Origin of the sequence: Bacillus cereus G9842, from assembly GCF_000021305.1 — a bacterium.
Classification (GTDB): domain Bacteria; phylum Bacillota; class Bacilli; order Bacillales; family Bacillaceae_G; genus Bacillus_A; species Bacillus_A thuringiensis_S.
The window spans coordinates 4,824,497-4,849,156 of the sequence record NC_011772.1 but is presented as its reverse complement, the minus strand read 5'-3'; the positions used below and the strand labels follow the sequence as shown (position 1 = coordinate 4,849,156).

Below are 24,660 nucleotides of genomic sequence, written 5' to 3'. Positions count from 1 at the left end.
ATCAAAAAAGGGAGGATAAGGGTTATAAAGAGCAACGTTTTTTCTTCATCTTGAGTTTTATTAATAAGTTAAGTAAACGATCTAATTCTTGGCTGAAAGAAATCACTTTATTATGAGTTAATCCGTATCGTTCAACGAGATAGATTAACTCTTTCTTTTTCGCTTCTATTCGATTGTTTAGTTTCGATAAGTTCATAAGTTGAATGTAATGCCTCCTACAAAAGTATTTATCACATAAAAAATAAGACCGAATGAATTCGGTCTTAAAGGAAATAATAAGACAACTTACAAATAGCATACACTGTTTATCAATAGTTTTTAATATAAAAATGAAAAATAAATCATTATACATATTGAGAAAGAGGTGTCTGATAATTTTTAAAAACTGATGCAAAGAGGCTGTCTACATAGTAGACAGCCTGTAAGATATTAACCCTTATGATATTTGTACATCCAAAGTAGACCGGATTTTAATAATCTTGGTACACGTCCCATTAATGGTTGGTTTGCAAGTAAACCGAAGCCATGCTTCTTACCAAGAGAGCCGAGAACACCTTTTAATTTGATTATAGGTAGTTCGTCAGGAAGTGGTTCATTGTTCCAACGTTTTAATAATATTTGGACAATTTGCTCTCCTTGACCTTCAGCAAGTTGGGCAGATGGAGCGTGTGGAAGTGCTGCGCAATCTCCTACAACATACACGTGCTCGTTATTTGGAATATTATGATATTTAGTTAAGACAACCCGTCCGCTACCATCTTGTTCAACTGGAAGGTTTCGAACAACTTCATTTGCTTGAATACCAGCTGTCCAGACGATTGCATCACATTCAAGTGGTTCATCGTGGTTATACACAATATTTGGTTCCACTTTTGTAATGTTAGAGTTTCTTATAATAGTAACTTTATGTTTTACGAACCATTCTTCTACGTATCTACTTAATTTCTCTGGATACGGGAATAAAATTCTATCTTTTCGATCAAATAAATAGATTTTTAAATCAGAACGGCTTTCGCGAAGTTCACTGGCAACTTCCACACCACTTAAGCCAGCGCCAACGACAGCTACTGTTGCATTTGGTTCTAGACTATTTAATTGTTCATATGTCTTACGTGTTTGTTCAATCGATTGTAGGCTATGTGTATATTCTTTCGCCCCAGGAACGTTATGATATTTATCCTCACAGCCAAGACCGATAATTAAATCATCATATTGGATCGCTTCGCCGCCATCGAGATGAACAGCTTTTTCTTCGAGATCAATATTTGTTATTGTGCCGTATTGAATATTGAGTCGTGGGTGCTCGGGAAACGGTATACGAATATGTGTTTCTGAAATAGTACCCGCAACTAATGCATAATATTCAGTTTTGAAGCAATGATATGGTACTTTGTCGATTAATGTCACTTGTACATCATCTGGAAGTTGGTTGCTTGGAAGTAGCCTTTGTAGAATTCTCATTCCACCGTAGCCGCCACCTAGTATTACGAGGTGTTTCATGATGGATTACCCCTTTTCTGTTGAAATATCCCCTAATCATAAAATTTTATATTAATAAAATATTTTGACTTTACTCAATCAAATTATATCGAATTTGTGAACAAATAACAATGCATGAATGAATACTCTGTTGTACAATAAGAAGAAAAGTAAAGTAAACTGTTTTGCCTTTTTAGTTACTATTTTATTGCAAGTAGCATGTTATATAAAATAAAACCATCTACTTTGAAGTGAAATAGTGAAGTAACTAAATAGTTTAGGATGTATAACGAAAACAACAAGAGACAGCTTAGTTTTCTTCTTATAGATGGAGTCAGAAGGTAATTTGTTTTGTAGTACAGGGGGGAGAATTTTGATTAAACCATTAATTGAATTTTGTGTAGGTAACCTTGCAAGTGGTTCACAAGCAGCTTTAGAGAAATTAGAAAAAGATCCGAATTTAGATGTAATGGAGTATGGTTGTTTAGGATATTGTGGCATTTGTTTTGAAGGACCGTTTGCACTTGTAAATGGTGAAGTTGTACAAGGTGCTACAGTAGAAGAACTGGTCAATAATGTATATGATTATTTGGATGAAAATCCAATGTTTTAAGGTGGTGCAATCAGCAGCACCTTTTTCATTAGATAAAATGTTATTTCGTAGGGGAGTTTAATACTATAGATAAATAAAAAAAGGCCCTTTTTAGAAGGGCTTTTTTCTTACACAATGTGTGTAAGAGTGGCTCATCGCCAAACGTTGTCAAATATGAGAAACGGGGGACATTCATATTGTGTTCTAAAAGCATGCATTCTATACTTAAAATAACAAATTATTTTTGGAGTGAATATAAATGAGCCAATTTTCTTTTACAAAAATGCATGGTCTTGGCAATAGTTATATATATGTAAATATGTTTGAAGAACAAATTCCTGAAGAAGATTTAGTTCTTGTGGCGGAAAAGGTTTCAAATATTAATACTGGTATTGGAGCAGATGGGATGATTTTAATTTGTCCATCTGACGTAGCTCCGGTGAAAATGCGCATGTTTAATAATGATGGTTCAGAAGGAAAGAGTTGTGGTAACGGTTTACGATGCGTAGCGAAATATGCGTATGAGCATAAACTAGTAGAAGAAACAGTTTTCACAATTGAAACGTTAGCTGGTATTGTAACAGCGGAAGTAACGGTAGAAGAAGGGAAAGTTACATTAGCGAAAATCGATATGGGAGCACCGCGTTTAACACGTGCAGAAATACCGATGCTTGGTGAAGGTGAAACACCATTTATTCGTGAAAACTTCTTATACAATAATCATCGCTATGCATTTACAGCTGTTTCAATGGGGAATCCGCATGCGGTTATTTTTGTTGATGATGTAGAGCAAGCACCTCTTACAACACTTGGTCCAGTCCTGGAGACACATGAAATGTTCCCAGAGCGAGTAAATGTTGAATTCATCGAGATTTTGAATGATGCAGAGATGAATTTCCGCGTTTGGGAACGTGGATCTGGTGTAACGCAAGCTTGCGGAACAGGAGCGTGCGCTGCAGTTGTCGCTGCTATTTTAAATGGAAAGATGGAACGTGGTAAGGAAATTACAGTCCATTTAGCTGGCGGCGATTTAATGATTGCTTGGACTGAAGAAGGAAACGTGTTGATGAAAGGGCCTGCGGAAGTAATTTGCCGCGGAGTGTATGAGTACAAGATAGAAGCGTAAAGATGTATAATAGAATGAGAACAGAAAGGATGGTGTATTTCATGATTGAAGTAACAGAACAAGCAGCTTTTCAAATTAAAGATATGTTAAAAGATGCTGAAGATGGAGAGAAGTACGTGCGCCTTGCTGTACACGGCGGCGGATGTACTGGCCTTTCTTACGGCTTAGGATTTGAAGTAGAACCAAAAGAAGACGACACAGTTCTTGAGTTTTTCGGTGTTGAATTTGTTATCGATACAGAAAGTGCTCCAATTGTTAAAGGAGTAAAAATTGATTATAAACAATCGATGCTTGGCGGCGGATTCACAATCGACAATCCAAACGCAATCGCATCATGCGGATGCGGATCATCTTTCCGTACAGCGACGAATGCTGGTAAGCCAGAAGAGTGCTAAGTTTTTAGTCGAAATAGAAAAAGACCTTTTTAGCGATGGAATAAAATCGTTAAGGAGGTCTTTTCTTTTGCCGTAAAAGCCCGATTACCAAGGCTAATCAATATTTCACTTTATTTTTGCATAGATGCAAGTATCAGTTAGTTGTTTGCCGTCAGATGAAAAATCTTCATTACGTAATATCCCTTCAAGTTCAAAGCCTAGTTTTTCAGGGAGTGCACGACTTTTCGTGTTATTACATTCACATCGTATTTCAATCCTTCTAAATTTGAATAACTGAAATCCAAGGTTTGTTAACGCACTTACTGTTTCTGTCATATATCCACTGCCACTAAATTGCGTGTTAATCCAGTATCCAATTTCACATTTAGAAACCTTCCAATCAATTCGATGAAGGCTAGCTGTTCCAACAAAATCATTCGTCTCTTTATGATAGATAAGATAGCGAAAGCTTTCTCTTTTCAAAAAATCTATATGCGCATTTCTCAGAAGAATTTCCGTTTCTTCAACAGTAGGAATGGACTGGAATAAAGACAACCATGGCTTTAATTCACGAATTGAATCTTTAATAGCTTCATGTACTACATTCCCTTCACCTGCTTGAAGTGGTGCTCGAAGAATGAGTCTGTCTGTTTCTATTTGTAACGGAACATCTAATAAAATAGGATTCATATTATTTCTCCTCTCGAAACCTTTAAATTATGACAGAATGAAACTTATATCATAAAAAAACTTTCACCCAAAAGAAATAATTCTTGAGGACGAGAGTCGCAATTTATAATAAATGAATTGAAAAATACTTTATCTCACTAATAGAAAATCACGTCACAGCATCACTATTAGTTATTATAGAACTGTGTGAAGTACAGGAATATAGTAAAGCTTATCTTCCCATAAAGGAACCTCTCAAAAACGAGTAAACAATAAATATATATTCAATTCATCATTTAGAAATCCCTTTTCACATATTGAAAACTAAACTATCAGTTGGTACAGCAGCATTAGGTTGTTAAACTAATGCATATGTTAATTGAATAAGGAATTATTATTTTTTAACCTGCTTTAAATTGAACGCATAATTCAAGATTGATTATCTAAATACAATCGCATCATGCAGATTTGGATCATCTTTCCGTACAGCGACGAATGCTGGTAAGCCAGAAGAGTGCTAAGTTTTTAGCCAAAATAGGAAAGACCTTTTTAGCGATAGAATAAAATCGTTAGGAAGGTCTTTTATTTTGGCGTTAAAACAGAAAATGCATGTAAAGTTACTTTAGAATTTAATTTAAATGTTATTATATATGGGATATATGATTAATCGAGTTTCATATTGTTCGTTTTAAGATAAGATTATGCAACAGAAATGTAAATGAATAGGAGAAATATACTATTTATTAGTTATATTTAATGTTAATATTTGTAACGAAGATGATTGGTGACCATGTTTGGATTAGCTGTAGCTGCATCGGTTATGACTAATAGGTAGATTTATTCCATAAAAGCCCGATTGGTGAGGGCTGATTAAAGTTTCACTTTATATAAAAAAGGTGCATGAGGGAGAAGGCTATAGCAAATTGTATAGAACTGAATAGTTCCGTATTAATTAAAATACGTTGATTACTAAATATTAAAAAATACCGGGGGGATTAGAGTGAAGTCATTTAAGAGAGTACTTATAGTAGGGATGGCGTTGACTACAGTATCGATTTTGGGAGCTTGTTCTAGCGATACAGACGTATTAACAAAAGTAGGAGTAAAGCAACCAGCGAAGGCGGAAGGTGACGTACTAAAAGAACAGAAGAAAACACCTATGACTACGAGTAAACGTGAAAGTATTAAAAATGAGGACGCTCCATCATCACAGAAGCGTTACATTTCTCATGATGAATCTAAAAAGATTGAGGAAGGTATGATGTATACGGATATTCTTAATACGATTGACTACGGTGGTGAGAACATAAAACATTATAATAACAATGAAAAACGCGTATTTTATACTGAAAAAGATACGGATGGTACATATGAAATTATGGTTGAATTAAATACATATGGTTACGTTGTGAATATTGAACGTACTGCTATAAAGGATACAGAGAAAGATACAGAGAAAGATACAGAGAAAGATACAGAGAAAGATACAGAGAAAGGTAAAGAGAATCGGGTATCTACGAAACGTATTGAAGAGCCTGTAAAGGAATATGAAGAAAAAAACGATCGTGTACCGTGGTATAAAGATGTAAATAACAATTCGGCAGCAGTAAGTTACAATCACTATTTGAAAATCAAAAAAGGTATGCCTGCGAATCAGGTAAAAGCTGCAATTGGACAGCCACATGTGATTGAGAAATATAAATCTTATTCAGTATATGACTATACTGGTTATGGTGGAGAAGGATCATTACGTGTAATCTTTGAACCGAATGGAACTGTTACGGATGTAGTGGAAGACGGTTTACCACGATAATAAATTAGTTACGGGAAGAGTTGTAGTAAAGTTTTCGTTGATTTTATAAAGTTTTTGGGAGCATACCCGAATATAGATGGAAAGTGTTTTTATTAGCCATGTTAACTATAGTATCAGTATTTACCGAAGTTTCTTCCAAATTCAATAGCGTTATTGTGGATGTTGTTGTCGTATTATTCTTGTTGGTATATATCGCAGTAGGACAGCGGTTGTAACTGAACGTAAGAGGACGCGTAGTAGCAGCTTCCTTTTGAAAGAAGGAGGAAAATATGATGGAGGATATTCTTGAATTCATAGGGAGATACGTAATTAAACCTATTATTAGTTTAGTGAGATATCTTGTAATAGAGATTATAATTGAGGGCATAATAGAAGGCGTAATAAACGGTATAAGGAAATTACGTGATAAGTGGCGAAATTGGCGTGAAAGACGTTATTGGCGGTAGTGTAGGTGATGAGTGTGCGAAACAAAAACGTTATACAGAAGTTATGAAGAAGTTTAATGAAATAATAGAAAACGACTTGCATTTAGAATCTGTACTCGTTCCAATTGGTGATGGAATGAAGATTTCTAAAGTGAAGAAATAATTATTATCTTACAAAAGTGTAATGTTCATGTCATGTTTTTGAATTTCTTCTTTAAGCTCTGCGCTTTAAGATAAGAATATAAGAAAAACATATGAGGTGAAGGAAATGAAAAGATACATTGCACTATTTAGTATTTTAGTTGTATTTGCAAGTCTGTTAGTTGGTTGTGATTTAAACCGTATGGGTAAAGATGAGTATTATGTTCAAATTACAGTAGATGGAAAAGAATTTGATAGTAAAGCTAGTGATGGGCAGAAATTTAAAGATTATGAATATAAGCTGACTGGCTTTGATAAAGACGGTAAAGAGAAAGAATTAGAATTCATAGCTCAAAAAAATCTTCGTAAAGAAGCATTCCTACGCGTATATCACTCAGATAAAAAAGGTGTAACAGCTTGGGAAGAAGTGAAGAAAGACGAGCTTCCAGCGAAAGTGAAAGAAAAATTAGGCGTGAAATAAGACAGATAGAAAAGGAATTGACGAACAGGGTCAATTCCTTTTTTTGCTTTCAAATTCTTCTTCTGAAAAGACTTTAAATCCGTATCTTTTAAATAAAGCAGTAGTTACCCCGTAACCAGTTTGCTTATTACCGTTAAATTCTCCAGTATAAATCGTAGAACTACCACAAGATGGACTACGTTCCTTTAAAATAATATATTCTGGTTGTAAATTTTTAATTTGTTCTAATGCTTTATAAGCGCCATTTACGAAAGCTTCTGTGACATCTTCACCATCTTTTGTCATCACTTTCGCTTTTCCGTCCAAAACGTCGTCGCCATTCCCGCCAATAATTTCAGCGGAAGGACGAGGCGTTGGTAGTCCCCCTAATACTTCAGGACAAATGAGGACGGTATCTTCTTTTTGCAGAAGCTCCTCTATTTTTGAAACGAGATTGTCATTTCCGTCATATCGACAAGCAATACCACCTAAACAAGCGCTAATTACGATCATATTTTCATCTCCATTAAAAAAATATTAAATTCCACGCCAAATTCTCTTCCTGCCTCTTACTTATAAATGAGGTGATATAAATGGGAAGCTTATATAATTTAATGAAACCATATAGTGAATTTCGAAGTAAAGAAGAGTTTAATACATATCAAAAACAAGTTTTGAAGTGCTACCGATTTCAATTGAATAAAACTGATTCTATCATTATTCATTTTTTAGGAAAGTATGCGGTGAATGAGAAACAAAAAACAGTAGGAGTCGCCTGTCCGTTAATGGAGACGATTGCGAAGAATGTTGGAAAGAGTATTCGTACAGTACGCCGTTCAATTGCAAAGTTAGAGGGACTAGGAATTATAAAGCGTGTTGCAACAAAAGAAAGACATAAGCGCGGCGGGTATAGTGCGAATTTATATATTTTTCTTATATCTGCAATTGACCGCATGGATGACCGTATGAAAATGTCCGCTTGTAAAAGTGAGGATTATGCAGCTGGCTGTAGCGGAAAGGAACAAAAAAACGAGAGGGAAACAATTCTTTCTAAAAACATTCCACAAATAAAAGAGAAAAGAAAAATAACGTACGAGCTTGATGAGACGTATTGCCGTCATGATATACCGAAGCCTTTTATATACGCACTTCTGCCGATGACGAGTAATCCGAAGAAGATTAATATATTTTGGAGTAAGGTAGAACTTGCATATAAAAAGAGCGGATTGCTAGAGCAAGGTGTTTTACTAGAGCAAATATTAGCTGATGAAGAAGTGTATGGAAATTTCATTTGGCGAGTGAAGAGTGTCGTGAGAGCTTATAAATACGGGGAAATCCGTAAAAATGTGAAGGCACTTTTATATAGTACAGTGCGAGATTTATTTTTAGAGGTTGGATTAGAATGGGGAGCAGCACTGAGAAGAAGTAAGGGGATAGCGTTATTTGATCCATTTAAAAAGGAGCCATGCGTATAATACATGACTCCAAGTAGCTAGTCGAACTTTCTTACAACTGGAACACGAATCGCTACAAATAGTACGAAGACGATAACAGCAATTGCACCGCTTTTCATAACGGTTACGATTGGAATTCCCAGTGCAAGTGCGATTGATGTGAATGCATAAGAGAGCGGGATAAAGCCCATTGATGATAGCATAAGTAAGCTCATTACGCGTCCCATCATTTCCTCTTTTACTGTCGATTGAATCATCGCCATAAGCGGAACGATAGCCATTGCAATTGTAATACCATAAAACATGCCGGCTAATAGTGCTTGCCAAAGTACGGTGCTAAAGTTGATGGCTAAGAAGAATACACCAGACAATAGCATCATGATAATACAAAAAAGACCGCGCCTACGATTAATATTTCTTAAACCGACAATGACAGCACCGATTGCCATTCCGCCGCCTACAGATGCTTCTAAGTAACTAAACTGGAGTGAATCACCATGCAGCACGTTTTTAACAAAAAGCGGGAAACCAACTTGCATCGGGCCGATCAAAAATAAGTTTAAAAAGGCGCTACAAATAAGGAAAGTTGAAAGGAATGGTGATTCCTTTACATATAAGATTCCTTCTTTAATGGAAGTGAACATACCTTTATCCGTATCTTTTAGTTCTGGCATCGTAAATTGTATTTTTTGAACGAGTATGGCCGCGACAATCAGTAATAAAATTGTAATAGAAAATATTGTCTCGTAGTTTGTGAATTTGATAAGAATTCCGCCAAGTACAGGGCCTAAGATGACCGATGCTTGGTTCGTCATTTGTGTAAGTGAATTCGCTTGTGTTAACCGGCTTTTTTCTACCAATTCCGGTAAGATAGATCCATCTGCTGACCAGAAGAAAGCATCGGCAAGTCCAAAGAATAAAGCGAATAAAGCAAATGTATATAGTGTTACATCACCAACGATAAACCATGTGAGAATGGTTGCAACAAGAATCGCTCGAATAATATTGGAGTAAAACATAATGTTTTTTTTCGGGAATTTATCAGCTACAGCGCCGCCGATAATCATAAAAATAAGCCTTGGAACACTAAGAGCTACGAAAACAACACCGAGTGAAGCTTCAAGGTTTAATGTTTTTGCTATGTACCACGTTTGTGAAAAAGTAAAAAAGGCTAAAGCAAAGCTTGAAAAAAGAGTAGCTGCCCAAAGAAAAAGGAAATTCGTATTTTTTAATAACGGTTTTCCGCTTCCTTCTAAAGCAGTTTTATTTTGTTGTAGTTCCTCCATATTGCTTCCTTTCTATGTGACAAATTTAAACTAAAAAAACAGTAAACGCCCGATTGGTGAGGGCTAATACTCAATGAGAGATGTCCCTCGCTGATTATAGTTTCACTTTATACAGTTTCTAATATTTCTATACTGCACTTTCTCATTGTAGACAATAATAATGAATTTGCACAGTGGCTATTTAACGACAAAAAAGAAGATACCAAATGGTATCTTCTTTTTTGTCGTTCAGGCTAATGCAATATAAATATCCAATTGTACGTTGGTTGGATCTGTTGCTTTTTCATCATAAAGCTCAAAGTCTGTTGTAAAAGCACGTTTATTTTCTTTCGACCATTTCCAAATATATTCCCAAGCTTCGCAAACGACTTCAGCAACTGGTCCCTTTCTCGTTGTAAATACCGCATACGTAGCGGCGGGTATTGTTAAAGTTGTCATATTTTCAGGAACTTCTTTTAGTGAAGAAACGGGCATACCGATTGTAAATGTATATGTACCAGTTTCATCTGATTCGTAGTTGGAGTAGAAAGCGAGTGTTTCTTTCGTTTGTTGATTTGGGATGTGATGCATCATTTGTTCTTGAAAGTATCGGTTCCAGAGCTCGGGAATTTTTCCTTCAGTAGATGCTTCTTTTTCATTAGTCGTCGTAACCGAAACGCCGATTGCTTGGAAAGCTTCTTTTTTTACGATAATAGGTTCTTTCATCTTTAAAATATCCCCCTTATTAAATAGAACGTTTGTTCTGTTTTATTGTAACATATTTTGGAAGGATACGGTAGCACAATAATAAAAAACTCCTTCGCGTAAAAGGAGTTCTTTTCATTGCTATATTAAAACATACTTGAGCTATGCATCGGTTGAAGTTTTGCATTTGGATCGAAGTAAGCTTTTGCATTGTTTACTGCTGTCGGTGCTTCGCCAAATCCACAAGCGATAAGTTTTACTTTTCCTTCATATGTACAAATGTCACCAGCAGCGTAAATGCCAGGAATATTCGTTTCCATTTTTGAATTCACAAGGATGCTATTTTTTTGTATATCTAAGCCCCAGTTTTTAATTGGACCAAGAGAAGAAACGAAGCCGTAGTTTACAATTACGTCATCAACATCGATGATAACTTTTTCTTCAGTTTTTACGTGCTGAAGAACGACTTGTTCAATTTTGTCATCACCAATGAGTTCAACTGGAACATACGGTGTACTTACTTCTGCACGAGAATTCATTAAGTTTTCGACGCTATGTTCATGTGCACGGAATTTATCACGGCGATGAACGATTGTAACTTTTTCAGCAATCGGTTCTAACATCATCGTCCAGTCTACTGCGGAGTCGCCACCGCCAAATACTACGACGCGCTTGCCAGCAAATTTATTCATATCATCAACGAAATAATGTAAGTTTTTCTTTTCGTATTTTGCTGTACCTTCTAATTCTAAGCGGCGTGGTTGGAAAGCACCATTGCCGGCAGTAATGATGACTGATTTAGAATAGTGAGTTTGTTTATTCGTAACAAGTTTAAATATACCATCAGCTTGTTTTTCAAGCGTATCAACCGCTTCTTCTAAGCAAACGGTTGGATCAAATTTCTTCATTTGCTCTTTTAAGTTATCGACTAATTCTTGTGCACGCACTTTTGGAAATCCAGCCACATCATAAATGTATTTTTCAGGGTAGAGTGCGGATAATTGTCCTCCAAGTTGAGGTAAGCTTTCAATGATTTTTACACTTGCTTGTCTCATACCGCCATAAAATGCTGTGAACAGTCCCGTTGGACCACCACCAATAATTGTTATGTCGTAAACTTTTTGATTTTCTGCCACTTTCATTCCCCCTATAGATGGAATTTTGATATTGATTTCATATATTGTTCATATGTACACGAAAATCCTGCAAATGATGACACTTTCAAATAAATGATAGCATATTTGAGTTCATAATACTTCTGAAAACGACTGAATTGTGTGTAAGTTTTCGCATAGGTTCTTTTTTATTGTATAAAATATACAGAAAGGAAAATACATGAAAAAAAGGCTGAAAAACCCTTGAAAACGCTATGTTATTTTAAAATATTGATAATTCGCCAGATGCTTGAATTCTGGAATAAAACCGACTAATATAGGGAAGTATTATGTTAAATTTCTATGACAAAATTCGTACGATTTTTTGACTGCGTTTTGTTATGATATAGAATGTGATAAATTCCACATTCTTGACAAATAGAGTTTTTAGTACTTGGTATTATTTCTCATTACTATTATATAAAGAAAAGGGTTGTGATTTGGTGAAGACTCCAAAAATCGTAGTTTTAGGTGCAGGTTATGGCGGGATGATTACGACTGTTCGTCTGCAAAAAGCATTATCTGTAAATGAAGCTGAAATTACGTTAGTAAACAACAACAGCTATCACTACCAAGCGACTTGGTTACACGAGAGCGCAGCTGGTACATTACAAGATGAAAAAATCTGTCTAGATATTCAAGACGTTATTGATACAAATAAAGTGAACTTTGTACAAGACACAGTAGTAGAAATTAAAGCTGCTGAAAAACGTATTATCTTAAAAGACGGCGAGTTAGAGTATGACTACTTAGTAATCGGTCTTGGTTTCGAATCAGAAACATTCGGAATTACAGGATTAAAAGAGCATGCATTCTCAATCGCTAACATTAATGCAACTCGTGAAATTCGTGAGCATATGGAAGCTAGTTTCGCTAAATATGCAGATGAGAAGCGCGATGAGTTAGTAACAATCGTTGTTGGTGGTGCTGGATTTACTGGTATCGAGTACGTAGGTGAGCTTGCAAACCGTGTTCCTGAACTTTGCAAACAGTACAATGTACCACGTGAAAAAGCACGTATCATTTGTGTAGAAGCGGCTCCAACAGCACTTCCAGGTTTCGATCCAGCATTAGTAGAATACGCTGTAAAACAACTTGAGAAAAAAGGCGTAGAATTCCGCATCGGTACAGCAATTAAAGAAGCAACTGAAGAAGGAATTATCGTTGCAAATGGCGATGATACGGAATTAATTAAGTCTGAAACAGTAGTTTGGGCTGCAGGTGTTCGTGGTAATGGTATTGTAGAAGAGTCTGGCTTTGAAGCAATGCGCGGACGTGTAAAAGTTGATGAGTACATGCACGCTCCAGGATACGAAGAGGTATTCATGGTTGGTGATGCCGCGTTAATTATTAACGAAGAAATTAACCGTCCATACCCACCAACAGCACAAATTGCAATTCAACAAGGTTACAACATTGCACACAACTTAACTGTATTAGTTCGTGGCAAGGGCGAAATGAAAAAATTCGCATTCGATAATAAAGGATCTGTATGTTCTTTAGGTCATGACGATGCAATGGGTGTTGTTATGGGTAAAAAGTTAACAGGTTGGAAAGCTTCCTTCATGAAGAAAGTAATCGATAACCGCTACCTGTTCTTATTAGGTGGACCTTTATTAGTTCTTAAAAAAGGTAAATTAAAGTTCTTTTAATATATAGTAGAAAAAGCAGAAACGGCTAAGCGCTGTTTCTGCTTTTTTCATATTAAAAATATAGTATAATATATAAAAAAGAAAGAATATTCTGTCCGTTATGATGGAGGAGGTTATTACATCATGGAGAAACGAGGGAAGGTATGGCTAGCTGTTAGCGGTCTAGTAGCTACAAAAGATGGCAGGTGGCTATTCGTTAAGAAGAAATACAGTGGATTAAAAGGGAAATGGTCTTTACCGGCTGGTTTTGTAAATGAAGGTGAGACAGTTGAAGAAGCTGTGAAACGCGAAGTGTTAGAAGAGACAGGCATTGTCGCTCATGTGAAGGGGATCATTGGTGTTCGATCGGGTGTTATTCGTGATGAAATTAGTGATAATATGATTATTTTCCTTTTGGAGCCTGAAGGAGAAAATATTATTGTACAGGAGAAAGAATTGTCTGAAGTGGCGTTCTTACATCCAGATAAGATTGCGGACGATCCGAATACGTCTGTACTTATTAAATATTTGTTAGAAGGAAGATCAGAACTACATCTTGAAGTGGACAAAACATTAAATCCAGGAGAATCATTTGGTTATACAGCTTATCACGTATTTACGGCACGTGCGAAGGAGAGGGAAAAAGAGTGAGTATACCGGTACTACTTATTTCAATGATGTTATTCTTTATTTTGTTCTTTGGAATTGGATTTTTACTCAACATGATTTTGCGGGCTACATGGGTAATGGTTATTGTGTATCCGATTGTTTGTATGCTTATTATTAATAAAGCGAGTATGTGGGATTATTTTTCAAAGCCGAAAGAAACATTTTCTTCATTTGGGACAAGTGTATCGCACTTAGGACAAGCAGACTTATTTATTCTATCTACTGGATTAGTAGGGGCTGCTTTAGCAGGAGTCGTAATCAAGAAACTTCGGAAAAGCGGATATCAAATGTTTTAATCTCCAATTCATTTGGAGATTATTTTTTTGCATATTCCTTCATCGTATAGGGAATGATTAACGATGAAGGAGTGTGGAATATAAAAATGTTAAAACGATATTGTATTCGCATTATGATGACTTGTTTACTTGCAATTGCATTATGCGTAACATGGAATGCTTTCACAGGAGTTTCTCTATTAGAGATTGTAAAGAAATATGAGGGAACGAGTGCAAAAGAAGTACATGCAGCAGAAGTTAAGAGAAATGTTGCTCCGAGTAAAGAAGTGATAAATGCTTTAGAGCAGGCAAACGACTGGTCTAAATATCGTTCAATTGAAATGACTGCAACAGGTTATACATCGGGGATTGAGTCAACTGGTAAGAGGCCAGGGCATCCAGAGTATGGTATTACATATTCAGGTGTTAAAGTGAAAAGGGATTTATATTCCACAATTGCTGCGGACTTACGCGTATTCCCGATTGGAACGATTCTCTTCGTGCCAGGTTACGGGTATGGTGTAGTAGCTGATAAGGGCGGTGCAATAAAAGGAAACCGTCTTGATCTATATTATGATACGGTGAAAGATGTTTATAGCCAATGGGGTAAGAAAAAAGTAAATGTGTATGTAGTAAAAGTAGGAAATGGTAAGTTTACAGAAGAAGAGTTAACGATGTTAAATCAAGACGAAACGATGCAAGTGTTTCGTGGTCAATATTTAAAACAAAGATAGTCTAGTTGTAATTACACTAGACTTTTTTTCTTGGCTTATTTCATAATAGAGGAGATTTTACACGTCATATAACTGTAGTTGGAATTGTCGCATTTTATAGAAAATAAAGTTATAATGGTGGTAGAGAAATTTAGGGGGTCTGAACATGTTTCAAGTACAAAAAGAATTAGCAGGTCATGAAGTAGTGATTGTTGCTCTATTTGAAGAAGAGAAAATGAGTAGTTTTGTACAAGAACTGGACAAAGCGTTTGAAGGACAATTACAAGTTTTACTAGAAGAGAAAGAATTATCTACGAAGAAAAAGGCCATTTCGAAAGTACATAGCTTAGGAAAAACAAATGTGAAACGTTATTACTTTGTTGGTTTAGGCAAGAAAGAGTCTTACACGACAGAAACGTTACGTGCGGCTCTTGGAAAAGCGTTTAAAACATTACAAGTAGCAAAAGTACAAGATGCAGCGATCTTACTTGATTCTTTCGTAACAGAGAAATTAGATGCGATTGATGTAGCTCATATTGCAGCAGAAGTACAAGGCCTTGGTACATATGAGTTACAAACGTATAAATCAGATAAAAAGGATCGTGAAGAGTTAGAGAAGTTCACGGCTATTACAGCGGAAGATGCACAAGAAATTGAAGCCGCATTAACAGTTGGCTACGTACATGGACGTGCAACAAACTCGGCTCGTACACTTGTAAATATGCCGCCAAACGTATTAACAGCGACAAAGCTTGCTGAGTATGCTGTTGAGTTAGCGGAGAAGTATGATATGGACTATAAAGTTCTTGAGAAAGAAGAGATGGAAGATCTTGGTATGGGTGCATTACTTGCAGTAAACCAAGGTAGTGTAGAGCCACCAAAAATGATCGCTCTTATTTATAAAGGAAAAGAAGAGTGGACGGATGTCATTGGATTCGTTGGAAAAGGTATTACATACGATACAGGTGGTTATTCTTTAAAACCACGTGAAGGCATGGTTGGTATGAAAGGTGATATGGGCGGTGCAGCTGCTGTATTAGGTGCGATGGAAATTATCGGAGAACTGCGCCCAGAACAAAATGTGATCGCTGTTATTCCTTCAACTGATAACGTTGTAAGTGGTACGGCATTTAAGCCAGACGATGTAATCACATCTATGAGCGGAAAGACAATTGAAGTATTAAATACGGATGCAGAAGGTCGTCTAGCTTTAGCTGATGGTATTACGTATGCGAAAAAACTTGGTGCAAACTACCTTGTTGATGTTGCAACATTAACAGGCGGTGTAATTGTTGCACTTGGAAACTATACGACAGGCGCAATGACAAATAATGAAGAGTTATTTGAGCAAGTGCTAGAGGCTTCTATGGAAACAGATGAGCCAATTTGGCAACTACCGATTTTTGATCGTGATAAAGAACGTGTGAGAAACAGTAAGTTTGCTGATTTAAATAACTCACCAGGCCGTGAAGGACATGCGGTTATGGCAGGTACATTCCTAGGCGAATTCGCTGAAGATACACCGTGGGTACACTTAGATATCGCTGGAACATCAGAAACAAAAGGCGCGCACGACTTAGGTCCAGCTGGAGCAACTGGTGCAATGGTACGTACACTTGCAACACTTGTGGAGCGTTTCGGAGAAGAATAAGAGTATAAGTGAAGACTGTTCCAATATTTTGGAACAGTCTTCTTTTTTATAGGTTTGTTTATCTAGCTATTTGCCGGGCAGTAAGACCCTCACCTCAAAAATTCAGCGGAAGCAAAGAAGTTAAGTGTGGATCGAGCTGCTCGTAAACTCTTGATTGGTGAGGGCTGATTAAAGTTTCACTTTATAAAGAAATCGTATACAAAATCCCATTTAAGGCAAAAGAAGTACGGCCCGTTTCTTCAGAGACAACTAATATAAGTGCATCACTCTTTTCTGATAAGCCAATTGCAGCTCTGTGCCGTGTTCCCAGCTCAGGATCAACTTCTGTACTTTTCGTTAAAGGAAGAATATTAGCAGCTGAGACAATATGATTATTTTTTACGAGAACGGCACCGTCATGAAGAGGGTTACCTGGATAAAATATTGATTCGAGTAATGGTGCAGTTAAGTGAGCGTTTAATGTCGTTCCAGTTTGAATGAAAGCTTCAAGCGTCTCGTTTCGTTCCACAACGATAAGAGCACCATGTTTTCTGACGCTTAAATGTTGGATAGCTGTTGTAATAAAAGATGAACTTTCCGTATAAGGTGATAAATATGCCTGAATATAGTATGTAGCTGCCAATGTTTGTACATTTGCCAACATATGATGAATATCTTCCATTTTGCATAAAATGCATTCATCTTCTTTATCGATTGCGTTCCTCATAATCGATAGTTCTCTTTCAGCAATTTCAATCATTTGCTTTGTTTGTATTTTGAGCTCTTCTGACAAGCCCCATTCGTGCATAATCCTCATTCCCTTTAGTGGAGTATTTAACAATAGTGTATACAAATATTCCTAGTAAAATCCTGCTAGATTTTATAAAATATTGAGATACGGCATGTTTTTTTCATATAATAAAGGTATGACGAGCGAGAGGAGAGAGAAGAATGAATTGGAAACAAGAATTTAGTCGCTGGCTTTCTTACGCACAATTAGATGCAGAATTAAAAGAACAGCTAGAAAACATGAAGCAAGATGAGAAGAAAATCGAGGATAGCTTTTATAAAAACCTAGAGTTCGGCACAGGTGGTATGCGTGGTGAACTTGGTGCTGGTACGAACCGTTTAAACGTATATACAGTTCGTAAAGCAACAAAAGGATTAGCAAGCTTTATTGAAAAGTTAGGTGAGGAAGCGAAAAAACGAGGTGTTGTTGTAGCCTATGATTCTCGTCATAAATCACCTGAGTTTGCAATGGAAGTCGCTGCTACACTTGGTGCACGTGGTATCACAACATATGTGTTTGAAAGCTTACGTCCAACGCCAGTACTTTCTTTCGCAGTTCGTCATTTACATACAGTAAGTGGAATCGTTCTTACGGCAAGCCATAATCCGCCTGAATATAACGGATACAAAGTATACGGTGAAGATGGTGGACAGTTGCCGCCAAAAGAAGCGGATGAGTTAATTAGCTACGTAGATGCAATAGAAGATGAATTAACAGTTGAAGTCGCTGATGTAGAGCAATTAAAAGCTGACGGTTTATTACATATTATTGGACAAGAAGTAGATGATGCATATGCTGCAGAATTGAACAATGTCATCATTAATAAAGAAATGGTGGAAAAGGCCGGCAAAGACTTAAAAATCGTCTTTACACCATTACACGGAACATCAAATATTTCTGTACGCCGTGGTTTAGAAGAAGTTGGATTTACAGATGTAACAGTTGTAAAAGAGCAAGAGTTACCAGATCCAAACTTCTCTACAGTAAAATCACCGAACCCAGAAGAGCACGCCGCGTTTGAGTATGCAATTCGTGACGGTGAAAAGGTAGGCGCAGATGTATTAATCGCAACTGATCCTGACGCAGATCGCCTTGGTGTAGCTGTTCGTAATCATAATGGTGAGTTCCAAGTATTAACAGGTAACCAAACAGGTGCATTAATGCTTGATTACTTACTATCTCAAAAGAAAGAAAACGGAATACTTCCAGAGAACGGTGTCGTATTAAAAACAATCGTAACGTCTGAAATTGGCCGTACAATTGCAAAAGCATACGGTTTAGATACAGTTGATACGTTAACTGGATTTAAATTTATCGGTGAGAAAATTAGACAGTATGAAGAAAGCGGACAATACGAATTCCAATTCGGTTATGAGGAAAGCTATGGTTATTTAATCCGTCCATTCTGCCGTGATAAAGATGCAGTACAATCTGTCCTATTTGCATGTGAAGTAGCTGCATACTACAAATCACAAGGGAAAACGTTATATGATGGTCTATTAGAAGTATTTGAGAAGTATGGTTTCTTCCGTGAAGACCTTGTATCGTTAACGTTAAAAGGAAAAGATGGAGCGGAACAAATCCAAGAGATGATGGCGACGTTCCGTGAGAATCCTCCGAAAGAAGTAGCAGGCTTAACAGTCGTAGCAGTTGAAGATTATAAAGCAAGCATCATTACATCTTTACAAGATGGACATAAAGAAGAGATTCACTTACCGAAATCAAATGTGTTAAAATATCAATTAGAGGATGGTTCATGGTTCTGCCTACGTCCATCTGGAACTGAACCGAAGATTAAGTTCTACTTCGGTGTACAAGATAGTTCTTTACAAAATAGTGAACAAAAGTTACTTACTATTAAAGAAGACATTATGAATCGTTTATAATACAAAGTAATTTTAAGTAGTAAGGAACAAAAGGGAGCGAAATCTCCCTTTTGTTTTATGTAGGAAATGATTGCTATTAATTCCGACAGGAGAGAGGGTATTTTGTGATGAAAAAAGTAAGAAAAGCGATAATCCCAGCAGCTGGATTAGGAACACGTTTTTTACCAGCAACGAAAGCAATGCCGAAAGAAATGTTACCGATAGTAGATAAACCAACGATTCAATACATTGTAGAAGAAGCAGTGAAATCGGGAATCGAAGATATTATTATCGTTACTGGTAAAACAAAGCGCTCTATCGAAGATCATTTTGATAACGCATTTGAACTAGAACAAAACTTATTAGAGAAGAAAAAATATGAGTTGCTTGAAAAAGTACAAGCTTCTTCAAAAATGGTAGATATTCATTACATCCGTCAAAAAGAGCCGAAGGGACTAGGACATGCTGTTTGGTGTGCACGTAAATTCATTGGTGATGAGCCATTTGCAGTGTTACTAGGTGATGATATTGTCCAAGCTGAGAAACCATGTTTACGTCAATTAATGGATGAGTATGAAAAAACACTTTCTTCTGTTATTGGTGTACAAACTGTTCCAGAAACAGAAACACACCGTTACGGAATTATCGATCCATTAGAACAAGAAGGTCGTCGTTACCAAGTTCGCAATTTCGTTGAGAAACCAGCACAAGGTACAGCACCTTCAAACTTAGCGATTATGGGCCGTTACATTTTAACGCCTGAAATCTTTATGTTCTTAGAACAGCAACATGTCGGTGCTGGCGGTGAAATTCAGTTAACAGATGCAATCCAAAGCTTAAATGAAATCCAACGTGTATTTGCTTACGATTTCGAAGGAAAGCGCTACGATGTAGGTGAAAAGCTAGGATTCGTTCAAACGACAATTGAAATGGCCCTGCAACACCCAGAATTACGTGATGACATGGTTGCGATGATGAAGAAAATTTTAGAAGAACAAGCGAATCAAGAGTCTTAATATAAAAAAGAGTTATTTCAGCTTGTTGAAATAACTCTTTTTTTATTATGAAATCGTCGAATGAGAATGCTGATAAGCAGAACGACGCACAGCATAGTATATGCGAGGTGCGATAATAGCACCGATAATTGTAAATGCAATATCTTTTACTGCGAACCACATCATAATCATCCAAGCAGCTTTATAACTCATATTACCGCCCATAAAGAGATTGACTGCCCCGTACATGTAAGTAGTACCGATTATATAAGTTAAAATAATTCCTGTGAAAGAGGCAATAGCAAATGTAATGAATGTTGGTCTTTCTTTTTGTTCTACTAGTTTTCCCGATACGTAAGCAACGATAATAAATGCGATAATAAAACCACCAGTAGGATCTAAAAGTGCTCCAAATCCAGCTTTGAAGTTAGCAAAGATTGGTGCGCCGGCTACGCCAACGAGCATATATACAGTCATGGATAAGGCACCAAGTCTACTTCCAAGAAGAAGACCTGCTAAAATTGCGAAAAATGGTTGCATAGATAATGGGATGCCCGCTACTTGCAGGAATGGTGCCCAAGATACAATATTTGCACCAATGGCCATAAGAGCGACGAACATGGCAGCTAATGCTAAATCTAAAACATGAAATCTCCTCATAATGTTAACCTCCTGTTGTTTTTAGGTTAACATTATCGTAGCGAAAATATTTACTTGTTGTCAATCAAAATATTTTGATAAGAAGGCTTTAAATAGTCTCTTAGCAATGTATATGGAATACGAAATTGCGGAATTCCACTTGAATACGGAGCAATTTCATATAAAGGGAAATAAATGACGAGATTGTCTGGCTCTAAAAAGAAGTGAAACTTTTTCATACTCATTACCTTTTCAGTTGCATCAGGAAAATAAATACTTTCATTTTGTTTAATTTGTCTTACGATCTCTGCACGGATTACATCTTTATATTTATCTTTTTGTTGAAATAAATCGTCTAAGTGCAGTAGCTTTTTTTCGTTTAAATCAAATGTATTTGCCTTCCACGTATAAAGACCATGTGCTCCGCCAGTATATTGATAGTAATTCACATATAGGCTAAGAAAAGGTGGTTTGTTTAATGAGACTTTATAATCGACATTTGCTACGTACGGATGAAATGGTGTACTAGATCCTTCTGTCTCTTTATAATATTTTTTTGCTTCTTTTTCTAATTTTTTTTTAAATTTGTCAGTGGATTTTTTGTAATATAAATTGAGCTTATTTTGAAATTTAGAGTCAGAAAAGTTGTGAAAAGAAGGCCTATTTATTTGATATTCTATATAAGGTTTCTTACCTTTTTGCGTTACAGTCTTAACATCGATTGTCAGGTTAGATGCTTTGGCTGTTATTGCACAATTTGGTACAATAGTCAGCAAGGAGAACATAAGCAGTAATATACAAAATTTCTGTTTCATTTAGGTGAAGCCTCCTTATATAAGTGTTATAAGTAGTTTGAAAATAAATAGGTAAAATTATACATTTAATTAAAGTAAGAGAAGGAGGAAGCGATATGGCAAAAACTTTAATGGATTCACTTGGAATTGAGTTGTTAGAGATGACAGAAGAAAAGGTGGTTGCTACGATGCCTGTTGATGAGCGTACGCATCAGCCGTTTGGATTTTTACATGGTGGTGCATCGGTTGCATTAGCAGAAACAGTGGCAAGTGTTGGTTCATACAATTTGATTGATCAAGAAAAATGTATTTGTTTCGGATTAGAAATTAATGCAAACCACATTCGCTCAAAGAAAGATGGAATTGTAACAGCGATTGGGACACCGATACATAGAGGACAATCGACAATGGTTTGGGATGTTCGCATTATTGATGAAAATGATGATTTACTATGTATATCAAGATGTACAGTAGCAATTAAAGAAAAACGTGAAAAGTAAAAAAGAGGCGCTCTTATGAGCAGCCTCTTTTTCTTATAATTAGAACTGGATTTTCTTCTCTAAGAAACCTTTTAGTTCGCTAATTGGCATACGAACTTGTTCCATTGTGTCACGGTCACGTACTGTAACAGCTTTGTCTTCAACTGAGTCGAAGTCGTATGTGATACAGAATGGTGTACCGATTTCGTCTTGACGACGGTAACGTTTACCGATAGAACCAGTTTCATCAAAGTCTACCATGAAGTCTTTAGCTAATTCTGCAAATACTTCAGTAGCACCTTCAGATAGCTTTTTAGATAATGGTAAGATAGCTGCTTTGTATGGTGCTAAAGCAGGGTGGAAACGAAGAACTGTACGAGAATCGTTTTCTAATTGTTCTTCTTCATATGCATCACATAAGAATGCTAATGTTACGCGGTCTGCGCCTAAAGATGGCTCGATGCAGTATGGTACGTAACGCTCATTCGTTTGTGGATCGATATAGTTAAAGTCTTCGTTTGAGTGTTCCATGTGACGTTTTAAGTCGAAGTCTGTACGAGATGCAACGCCCCAAAGTTCGCCCCAACCGAATGGGAATTTGAATTCAATGTCAGTTGTTGCATTACTGTAGTGAGATAACTCTTCTTCACCGTGGTCACGAAGACGCATGCTCTCTTCAGTCATACCAAGTGAAAGTAACCAGTTTTTACAAGTTTCACGCCAGAATGCGAACCACTCTAAATCTTCACCAGGCTTACAGAAGAATTCAAGTTCCATTTGTTCGAATTCACGTGTACGGAATGTGAAGTTACCAGGCGTGATTTCGTTACGGAAACTCTTACCGATTTGGCCAATACCAAATGGAAGCTTTTTACGCATAGAGCGTTGAACGTTTTTGAAGTTTACGAAAATACCTTGTGCTGTTTCAGGACGAAGGAAAATTTCGTTTGTGCTAGACTCTGTAACACCTTGGAATGTTTTGAACATTAAGTTGAACTGACGGATTTCAGTGAATTCTTCACTACCGCAATCAGGACATTTTACTTCATGTTCTTTCATTAAGTCAGCCATTTGGTCGAAAGTAAGACCGTCAACAACCATTTCAATGCCTTTTGCATCTAAAGCATCCTCAATTAATTTGTCAGCACGGTGACGAGCTTTACATTTTTTACAGTCGATCATTGGATCGTTGAAGTTACCAACGTGACCAGAAGCGATCCAAGTTTTAGGGTTCATTAAAATAGCTGCGTCTAAACCAACGTTGTGTGGAGATTCTTGAATGAATTTTTTCCACCAAGCTTTTTTAACGTTATTTTTTAATTCGATTCCAAGTGGACCGTAATCCCAAGTGTTTGCAAGACCACCGTAAATTTCAGAACCAGGGAAAACAAAACCGCGATGTTTCGCTAAGTTTACAACTTGTTCCATTGAATACATAAGAAAATCCTCCTTTTGAAAGTTAACGTATTGGCGATGATATACTCTGATACTTTGGAAACGAGCAGTATATGCTAAAAAGAACATAAAAAAACGCTCATCCCAAGGCTTATTTGCCTAGGGACGAGCGTTTGCCCGCGGTTCCACCCTAGTTGATACACAAAAGGTGCATCCACTTTATCATGTATTGCTCGGGACTGCCGTTTCCTTGCGGCTTCAGGCTTTCACTATCCCTGAATCGCTTTTTATGCAAGTACTTATAAGTCCGTCATCGCTACTTATATTAATAATAATGAACATATTCTAACACGTTCTTTTTTAAATCTCAATAGAGGAACGTGTCTATCTATGATAGAGTCTCGCCTATTTTTTCATTATTTATTCCGTAATTTTGTTTAATATGCTTAATTGCTTCACGCTTACTTAATGGAGCGAGTTCATTGTTTTGCACGTATTCCCAAACTACATCCGGATTTGTTTTTGCATATTCACGAAGGACCCAGCCAATCGCTTTTTGAATGAAAAATTCTTTTGAAGAATGTAGTTGCCCAATAATCCAGAAAAGAAGTTCTTCATCCATTTTTTGTTTATATTTCAGTTGGAATAAAATAGCGGCACGTTGTAACCATATGTTATCTGATGCAATCCATTTTGGAATATACGCAGAAATTAATTCTGGGTGTTTTAAAAAGATAGTACCTAAGAATGTAGGGACGATGCTATCGACAGAGTCCCACCAAGATTTTGTGACAATAAGTTCTTCTAAGAAGGGGATATGAGTTTCGTTTATATGCTTTTTATATTTTTGCATGATATCAAGTGCGGCCGCTTGGAATTCACGTTCTGGTAAGTCCCAAAGCTCGCGTACAATAATTTGGAAGTCTTTTTTATCTGGGAGAGTATGTATTTGAATGACGTCTTTTAATAATTGACGCCTTTCCGGTGTTTGAATACCTAGAAATGGGAAGTGATTTTTCATATAACGAGTCATAGGTTCTGCTTTTTCAGGATTTTGATGAGCTGTAAAATGCTCTTGTAATGCTTTTACAAATGGATGCATACGTGTTTCTCCTCTCTTATTCTCTT

27 protein-coding genes and 1 pseudogene are annotated in these 24,660 nt (G+C 36.6%); 16 read left to right on the top strand and 12 right to left on the bottom strand.

Features of this window, described 5'->3' with window-relative positions:
* Nucleotides 1-22 precede the first annotated feature (22 nt).
* Nucleotides 23-196, bottom strand: coding sequence for an aspartyl-phosphate phosphatase Spo0E family protein (locus tag BCG9842_RS31090; RefSeq protein WP_001054092.1), 174 nt, complete (start codon nt 194-196; stop codon nt 23-25).
* 233 nt (nt 197-429) lie between these two features.
* Entirely contained in the window at nt 430-1,500 is a 1,071-nt protein-coding gene (locus BCG9842_RS24590) for an NAD(P)/FAD-dependent oxidoreductase (RefSeq protein ID WP_000682066.1), read from the bottom strand.
* 352 nt (nt 1,501-1,852) lie between these two features.
* On the opposite strand from BCG9842_RS24590, the gene BCG9842_RS24585 reads away from it, so the two are divergent.
* The 3 genes from BCG9842_RS24585 to BCG9842_RS24575 all read left to right on the top strand — a co-directional run bounded on the left by BCG9842_RS24585 (nt 1,853) and on the right by BCG9842_RS24575 (nt 3,592).
* On the top strand, nt 1,853-2,092 hold the full coding sequence (locus tag BCG9842_RS24585; protein ID WP_000595025.1) for a YuzB family protein: 240 nt from the start codon (nt 1,853-1,855) through the stop codon (nt 2,090-2,092).
* A gap of 238 nt (nt 2,093-2,330) precedes the next feature.
* A complete protein-coding gene (gene dapF, locus BCG9842_RS24580) occupies nt 2,331-3,197 on the top strand; it encodes a diaminopimelate epimerase (RefSeq protein WP_000077409.1) in 867 nt (288 codons plus the stop codon).
* A 41-nt stretch (nt 3,198-3,238) separates the two neighbouring features.
* On the top strand, nt 3,239-3,592 hold the full coding sequence (locus BCG9842_RS24575; RefSeq protein WP_000573830.1) for a HesB/IscA family protein: 354 nt from the start codon (nt 3,239-3,241) through the stop codon (nt 3,590-3,592).
* Nucleotides 3,593-3,697: 105 nt separating this feature from the next.
* Here BCG9842_RS24575 and BCG9842_RS24570 read toward each other — a convergent pair whose 3' ends face one another.
* Complete coding sequence (locus BCG9842_RS24570; RefSeq protein WP_001068198.1) at nt 3,698-4,261, bottom strand: GNAT family N-acetyltransferase; 564 nt, start codon at nt 4,259-4,261, stop codon at nt 3,698-3,700.
* Nucleotides 4,262-4,668: 407 nt separating this feature from the next.
* Here BCG9842_RS24570 and BCG9842_RS31085 point away from each other — a divergent pair.
* The 4 genes and pseudogenes from BCG9842_RS31085 to BCG9842_RS24555 form a co-directional block, all read left to right on the top strand.
* Nucleotides 4,669-4,761, top strand: a pseudogene (locus BCG9842_RS31085) (iron-sulfur cluster assembly accessory protein); the annotation flags it as partial.
* A gap of 479 nt (nt 4,762-5,240) precedes the next feature.
* Nucleotides 5,241-6,053, top strand: coding sequence for a hypothetical protein (locus BCG9842_RS24565; RefSeq protein WP_000834609.1), 813 nt, complete (start codon nt 5,241-5,243; stop codon nt 6,051-6,053).
* Nucleotides 6,054-6,455: 402 nt separating this feature from the next.
* A complete protein-coding gene (locus tag BCG9842_RS24560) occupies nt 6,456-6,641 on the top strand; it encodes a methyltransferase (RefSeq protein WP_015945918.1) in 186 nt (61 codons plus the stop codon).
* A 105-nt stretch (nt 6,642-6,746) separates the two neighbouring features.
* The gene (locus BCG9842_RS24555; RefSeq protein WP_000833143.1) at nt 6,747-7,100 is read left to right on the top strand and encodes a YxeA family protein; all 354 of its coding nucleotides are present in this window, start codon (nt 6,747-6,749) and stop codon (nt 7,098-7,100) included.
* Nucleotides 7,101-7,130: 30 nt separating this feature from the next.
* Here the strand turns inward: BCG9842_RS24555 and BCG9842_RS24550 are convergent, their stop codons facing one another.
* Nucleotides 7,131-7,592, bottom strand: coding sequence for a DUF523 domain-containing protein (locus BCG9842_RS24550; RefSeq protein WP_000635492.1), 462 nt, complete (start codon nt 7,590-7,592; stop codon nt 7,131-7,133).
* Between the two features lie 80 nt (nt 7,593-7,672).
* Between BCG9842_RS24550 and BCG9842_RS24545 the strand changes: the two genes are divergently transcribed.
* Nucleotides 7,673-8,554, top strand: coding sequence for a helix-turn-helix domain-containing protein (locus BCG9842_RS24545; RefSeq protein ID WP_000535257.1), 882 nt, complete (start codon nt 7,673-7,675; stop codon nt 8,552-8,554).
* Nucleotides 8,555-8,571: 17 nt separating this feature from the next.
* Here BCG9842_RS24545 and BCG9842_RS24540 read toward each other — a convergent pair whose 3' ends face one another.
* The 3 genes from BCG9842_RS24540 to BCG9842_RS24530 all read right to left on the bottom strand — a co-directional run bounded on the left by BCG9842_RS24540 (nt 8,572) and on the right by BCG9842_RS24530 (nt 11,639).
* On the bottom strand, nt 8,572-9,819 hold the full coding sequence (locus tag BCG9842_RS24540; protein WP_000391930.1) for an MFS transporter: 1,248 nt from the start codon (nt 9,817-9,819) through the stop codon (nt 8,572-8,574).
* 228 nt (nt 9,820-10,047) lie between these two features.
* Complete coding sequence (locus BCG9842_RS24535) at nt 10,048-10,524, bottom strand: GyrI-like domain-containing protein (RefSeq protein WP_000662574.1); 477 nt, start codon at nt 10,522-10,524, stop codon at nt 10,048-10,050.
* A gap of 125 nt (nt 10,525-10,649) precedes the next feature.
* The gene (locus tag BCG9842_RS24530; RefSeq protein ID WP_000829785.1) at nt 10,650-11,639 is read right to left on the bottom strand and encodes an NAD(P)/FAD-dependent oxidoreductase; all 990 of its coding nucleotides are present in this window, start codon (nt 11,637-11,639) and stop codon (nt 10,650-10,652) included.
* Between the two features lie 461 nt (nt 11,640-12,100).
* Between BCG9842_RS24530 and BCG9842_RS24525 the strand changes: the two genes are divergently transcribed.
* From BCG9842_RS24525 to pepA, 5 genes are all read left to right on the top strand, one after another.
* Complete coding sequence (locus BCG9842_RS24525) at nt 12,101-13,309, top strand: NAD(P)/FAD-dependent oxidoreductase (protein WP_000856602.1); 1,209 nt, start codon at nt 12,101-12,103, stop codon at nt 13,307-13,309.
* 123 nt (nt 13,310-13,432) lie between these two features.
* Nucleotides 13,433-13,939 (top strand): NUDIX hydrolase, encoded by a 507-nt coding sequence (locus BCG9842_RS24520; protein ID WP_000415331.1) that lies wholly within the window; start codon nt 13,433-13,435, stop codon nt 13,937-13,939.
* A complete protein-coding gene (locus tag BCG9842_RS24515) occupies nt 13,936-14,253 on the top strand; it encodes a YuiB family protein (RefSeq protein WP_000027012.1) in 318 nt (105 codons plus the stop codon). The genes BCG9842_RS24520 and BCG9842_RS24515 overlap by 4 nt, the downstream gene beginning before the upstream one ends.
* Nucleotides 14,254-14,339: 86 nt before the next feature.
* Nucleotides 14,340-14,966 (top strand): 3D domain-containing protein, encoded by a 627-nt coding sequence (locus BCG9842_RS24510; RefSeq protein ID WP_000920103.1) that lies wholly within the window; start codon nt 14,340-14,342, stop codon nt 14,964-14,966.
* A gap of 145 nt (nt 14,967-15,111) precedes the next feature.
* Nucleotides 15,112-16,596 carry a cytosol aminopeptidase gene (gene pepA / locus BCG9842_RS24505; protein ID WP_000487966.1) on the top strand — a complete coding sequence of 495 codons (1,485 nt, stop codon included), beginning with the start codon at nt 15,112-15,114 and terminating at the stop codon, nt 16,594-16,596.
* Nucleotides 16,597-16,777: 181 nt separating this feature from the next.
* Here pepA and cdaS read toward each other — a convergent pair whose 3' ends face one another.
* Nucleotides 16,778-17,383 (bottom strand): sporulation-specific diadenylate cyclase CdaS, encoded by a 606-nt coding sequence (gene cdaS / locus BCG9842_RS24500; RefSeq protein WP_000545256.1) that lies wholly within the window; start codon nt 17,381-17,383, stop codon nt 16,778-16,780.
* 143 nt (nt 17,384-17,526) lie between these two features.
* Here cdaS and BCG9842_RS24495 point away from each other — a divergent pair, with 143 nt between their 5' ends.
* Both BCG9842_RS24495 and galU read left to right on the top strand, forming a co-directional pair.
* The gene (locus BCG9842_RS24495) at nt 17,527-19,251 is read left to right on the top strand and encodes a phospho-sugar mutase (protein WP_001104214.1); all 1,725 of its coding nucleotides are present in this window, start codon (nt 17,527-17,529) and stop codon (nt 19,249-19,251) included.
* A gap of 107 nt (nt 19,252-19,358) precedes the next feature.
* Complete coding sequence (galU, locus tag BCG9842_RS24490; RefSeq protein ID WP_000757823.1) at nt 19,359-20,246, top strand: UTP--glucose-1-phosphate uridylyltransferase GalU; 888 nt, start codon at nt 19,359-19,361, stop codon at nt 20,244-20,246.
* A 45-nt stretch (nt 20,247-20,291) separates the two neighbouring features.
* On the opposite strand, the gene BCG9842_RS24485 is transcribed toward galU, so the two are convergent.
* Together BCG9842_RS24485 and BCG9842_RS24480 are read right to left on the bottom strand one after the other, a co-directional pair.
* Complete coding sequence (locus tag BCG9842_RS24485; protein WP_001252163.1) at nt 20,292-20,885, bottom strand: biotin transporter BioY; 594 nt, start codon at nt 20,883-20,885, stop codon at nt 20,292-20,294.
* A 50-nt stretch (nt 20,886-20,935) separates the two neighbouring features.
* Complete coding sequence (locus BCG9842_RS24480; RefSeq protein ID WP_000810323.1) at nt 20,936-21,679, bottom strand: DUF3298 and DUF4163 domain-containing protein; 744 nt, start codon at nt 21,677-21,679, stop codon at nt 20,936-20,938.
* 95 nt (nt 21,680-21,774) lie between these two features.
* Here BCG9842_RS24480 and BCG9842_RS24475 point away from each other — a divergent pair, with 95 nt between their 5' ends.
* Complete coding sequence (locus BCG9842_RS24475) at nt 21,775-22,158, top strand: hotdog fold thioesterase (protein ID WP_001140616.1); 384 nt, start codon at nt 21,775-21,777, stop codon at nt 22,156-22,158.
* A 39-nt stretch (nt 22,159-22,197) separates the two neighbouring features.
* On the opposite strand, the gene BCG9842_RS24470 is transcribed toward BCG9842_RS24475, so the two are convergent.
* Both BCG9842_RS24470 and BCG9842_RS24465 read right to left on the bottom strand, forming a co-directional pair.
* The gene (locus BCG9842_RS24470; RefSeq protein WP_000287148.1) at nt 22,198-23,574 is read right to left on the bottom strand and encodes a glycine--tRNA ligase; all 1,377 of its coding nucleotides are present in this window, start codon (nt 23,572-23,574) and stop codon (nt 22,198-22,200) included.
* A gap of 346 nt (nt 23,575-23,920) precedes the next feature.
* On the bottom strand, nt 23,921-24,634 hold the full coding sequence (locus BCG9842_RS24465) for a DNA alkylation repair protein (protein WP_000553316.1): 714 nt from the start codon (nt 24,632-24,634) through the stop codon (nt 23,921-23,923).
* Between the last annotated feature and the right edge of the window lie 26 nt (nt 24,635-24,660).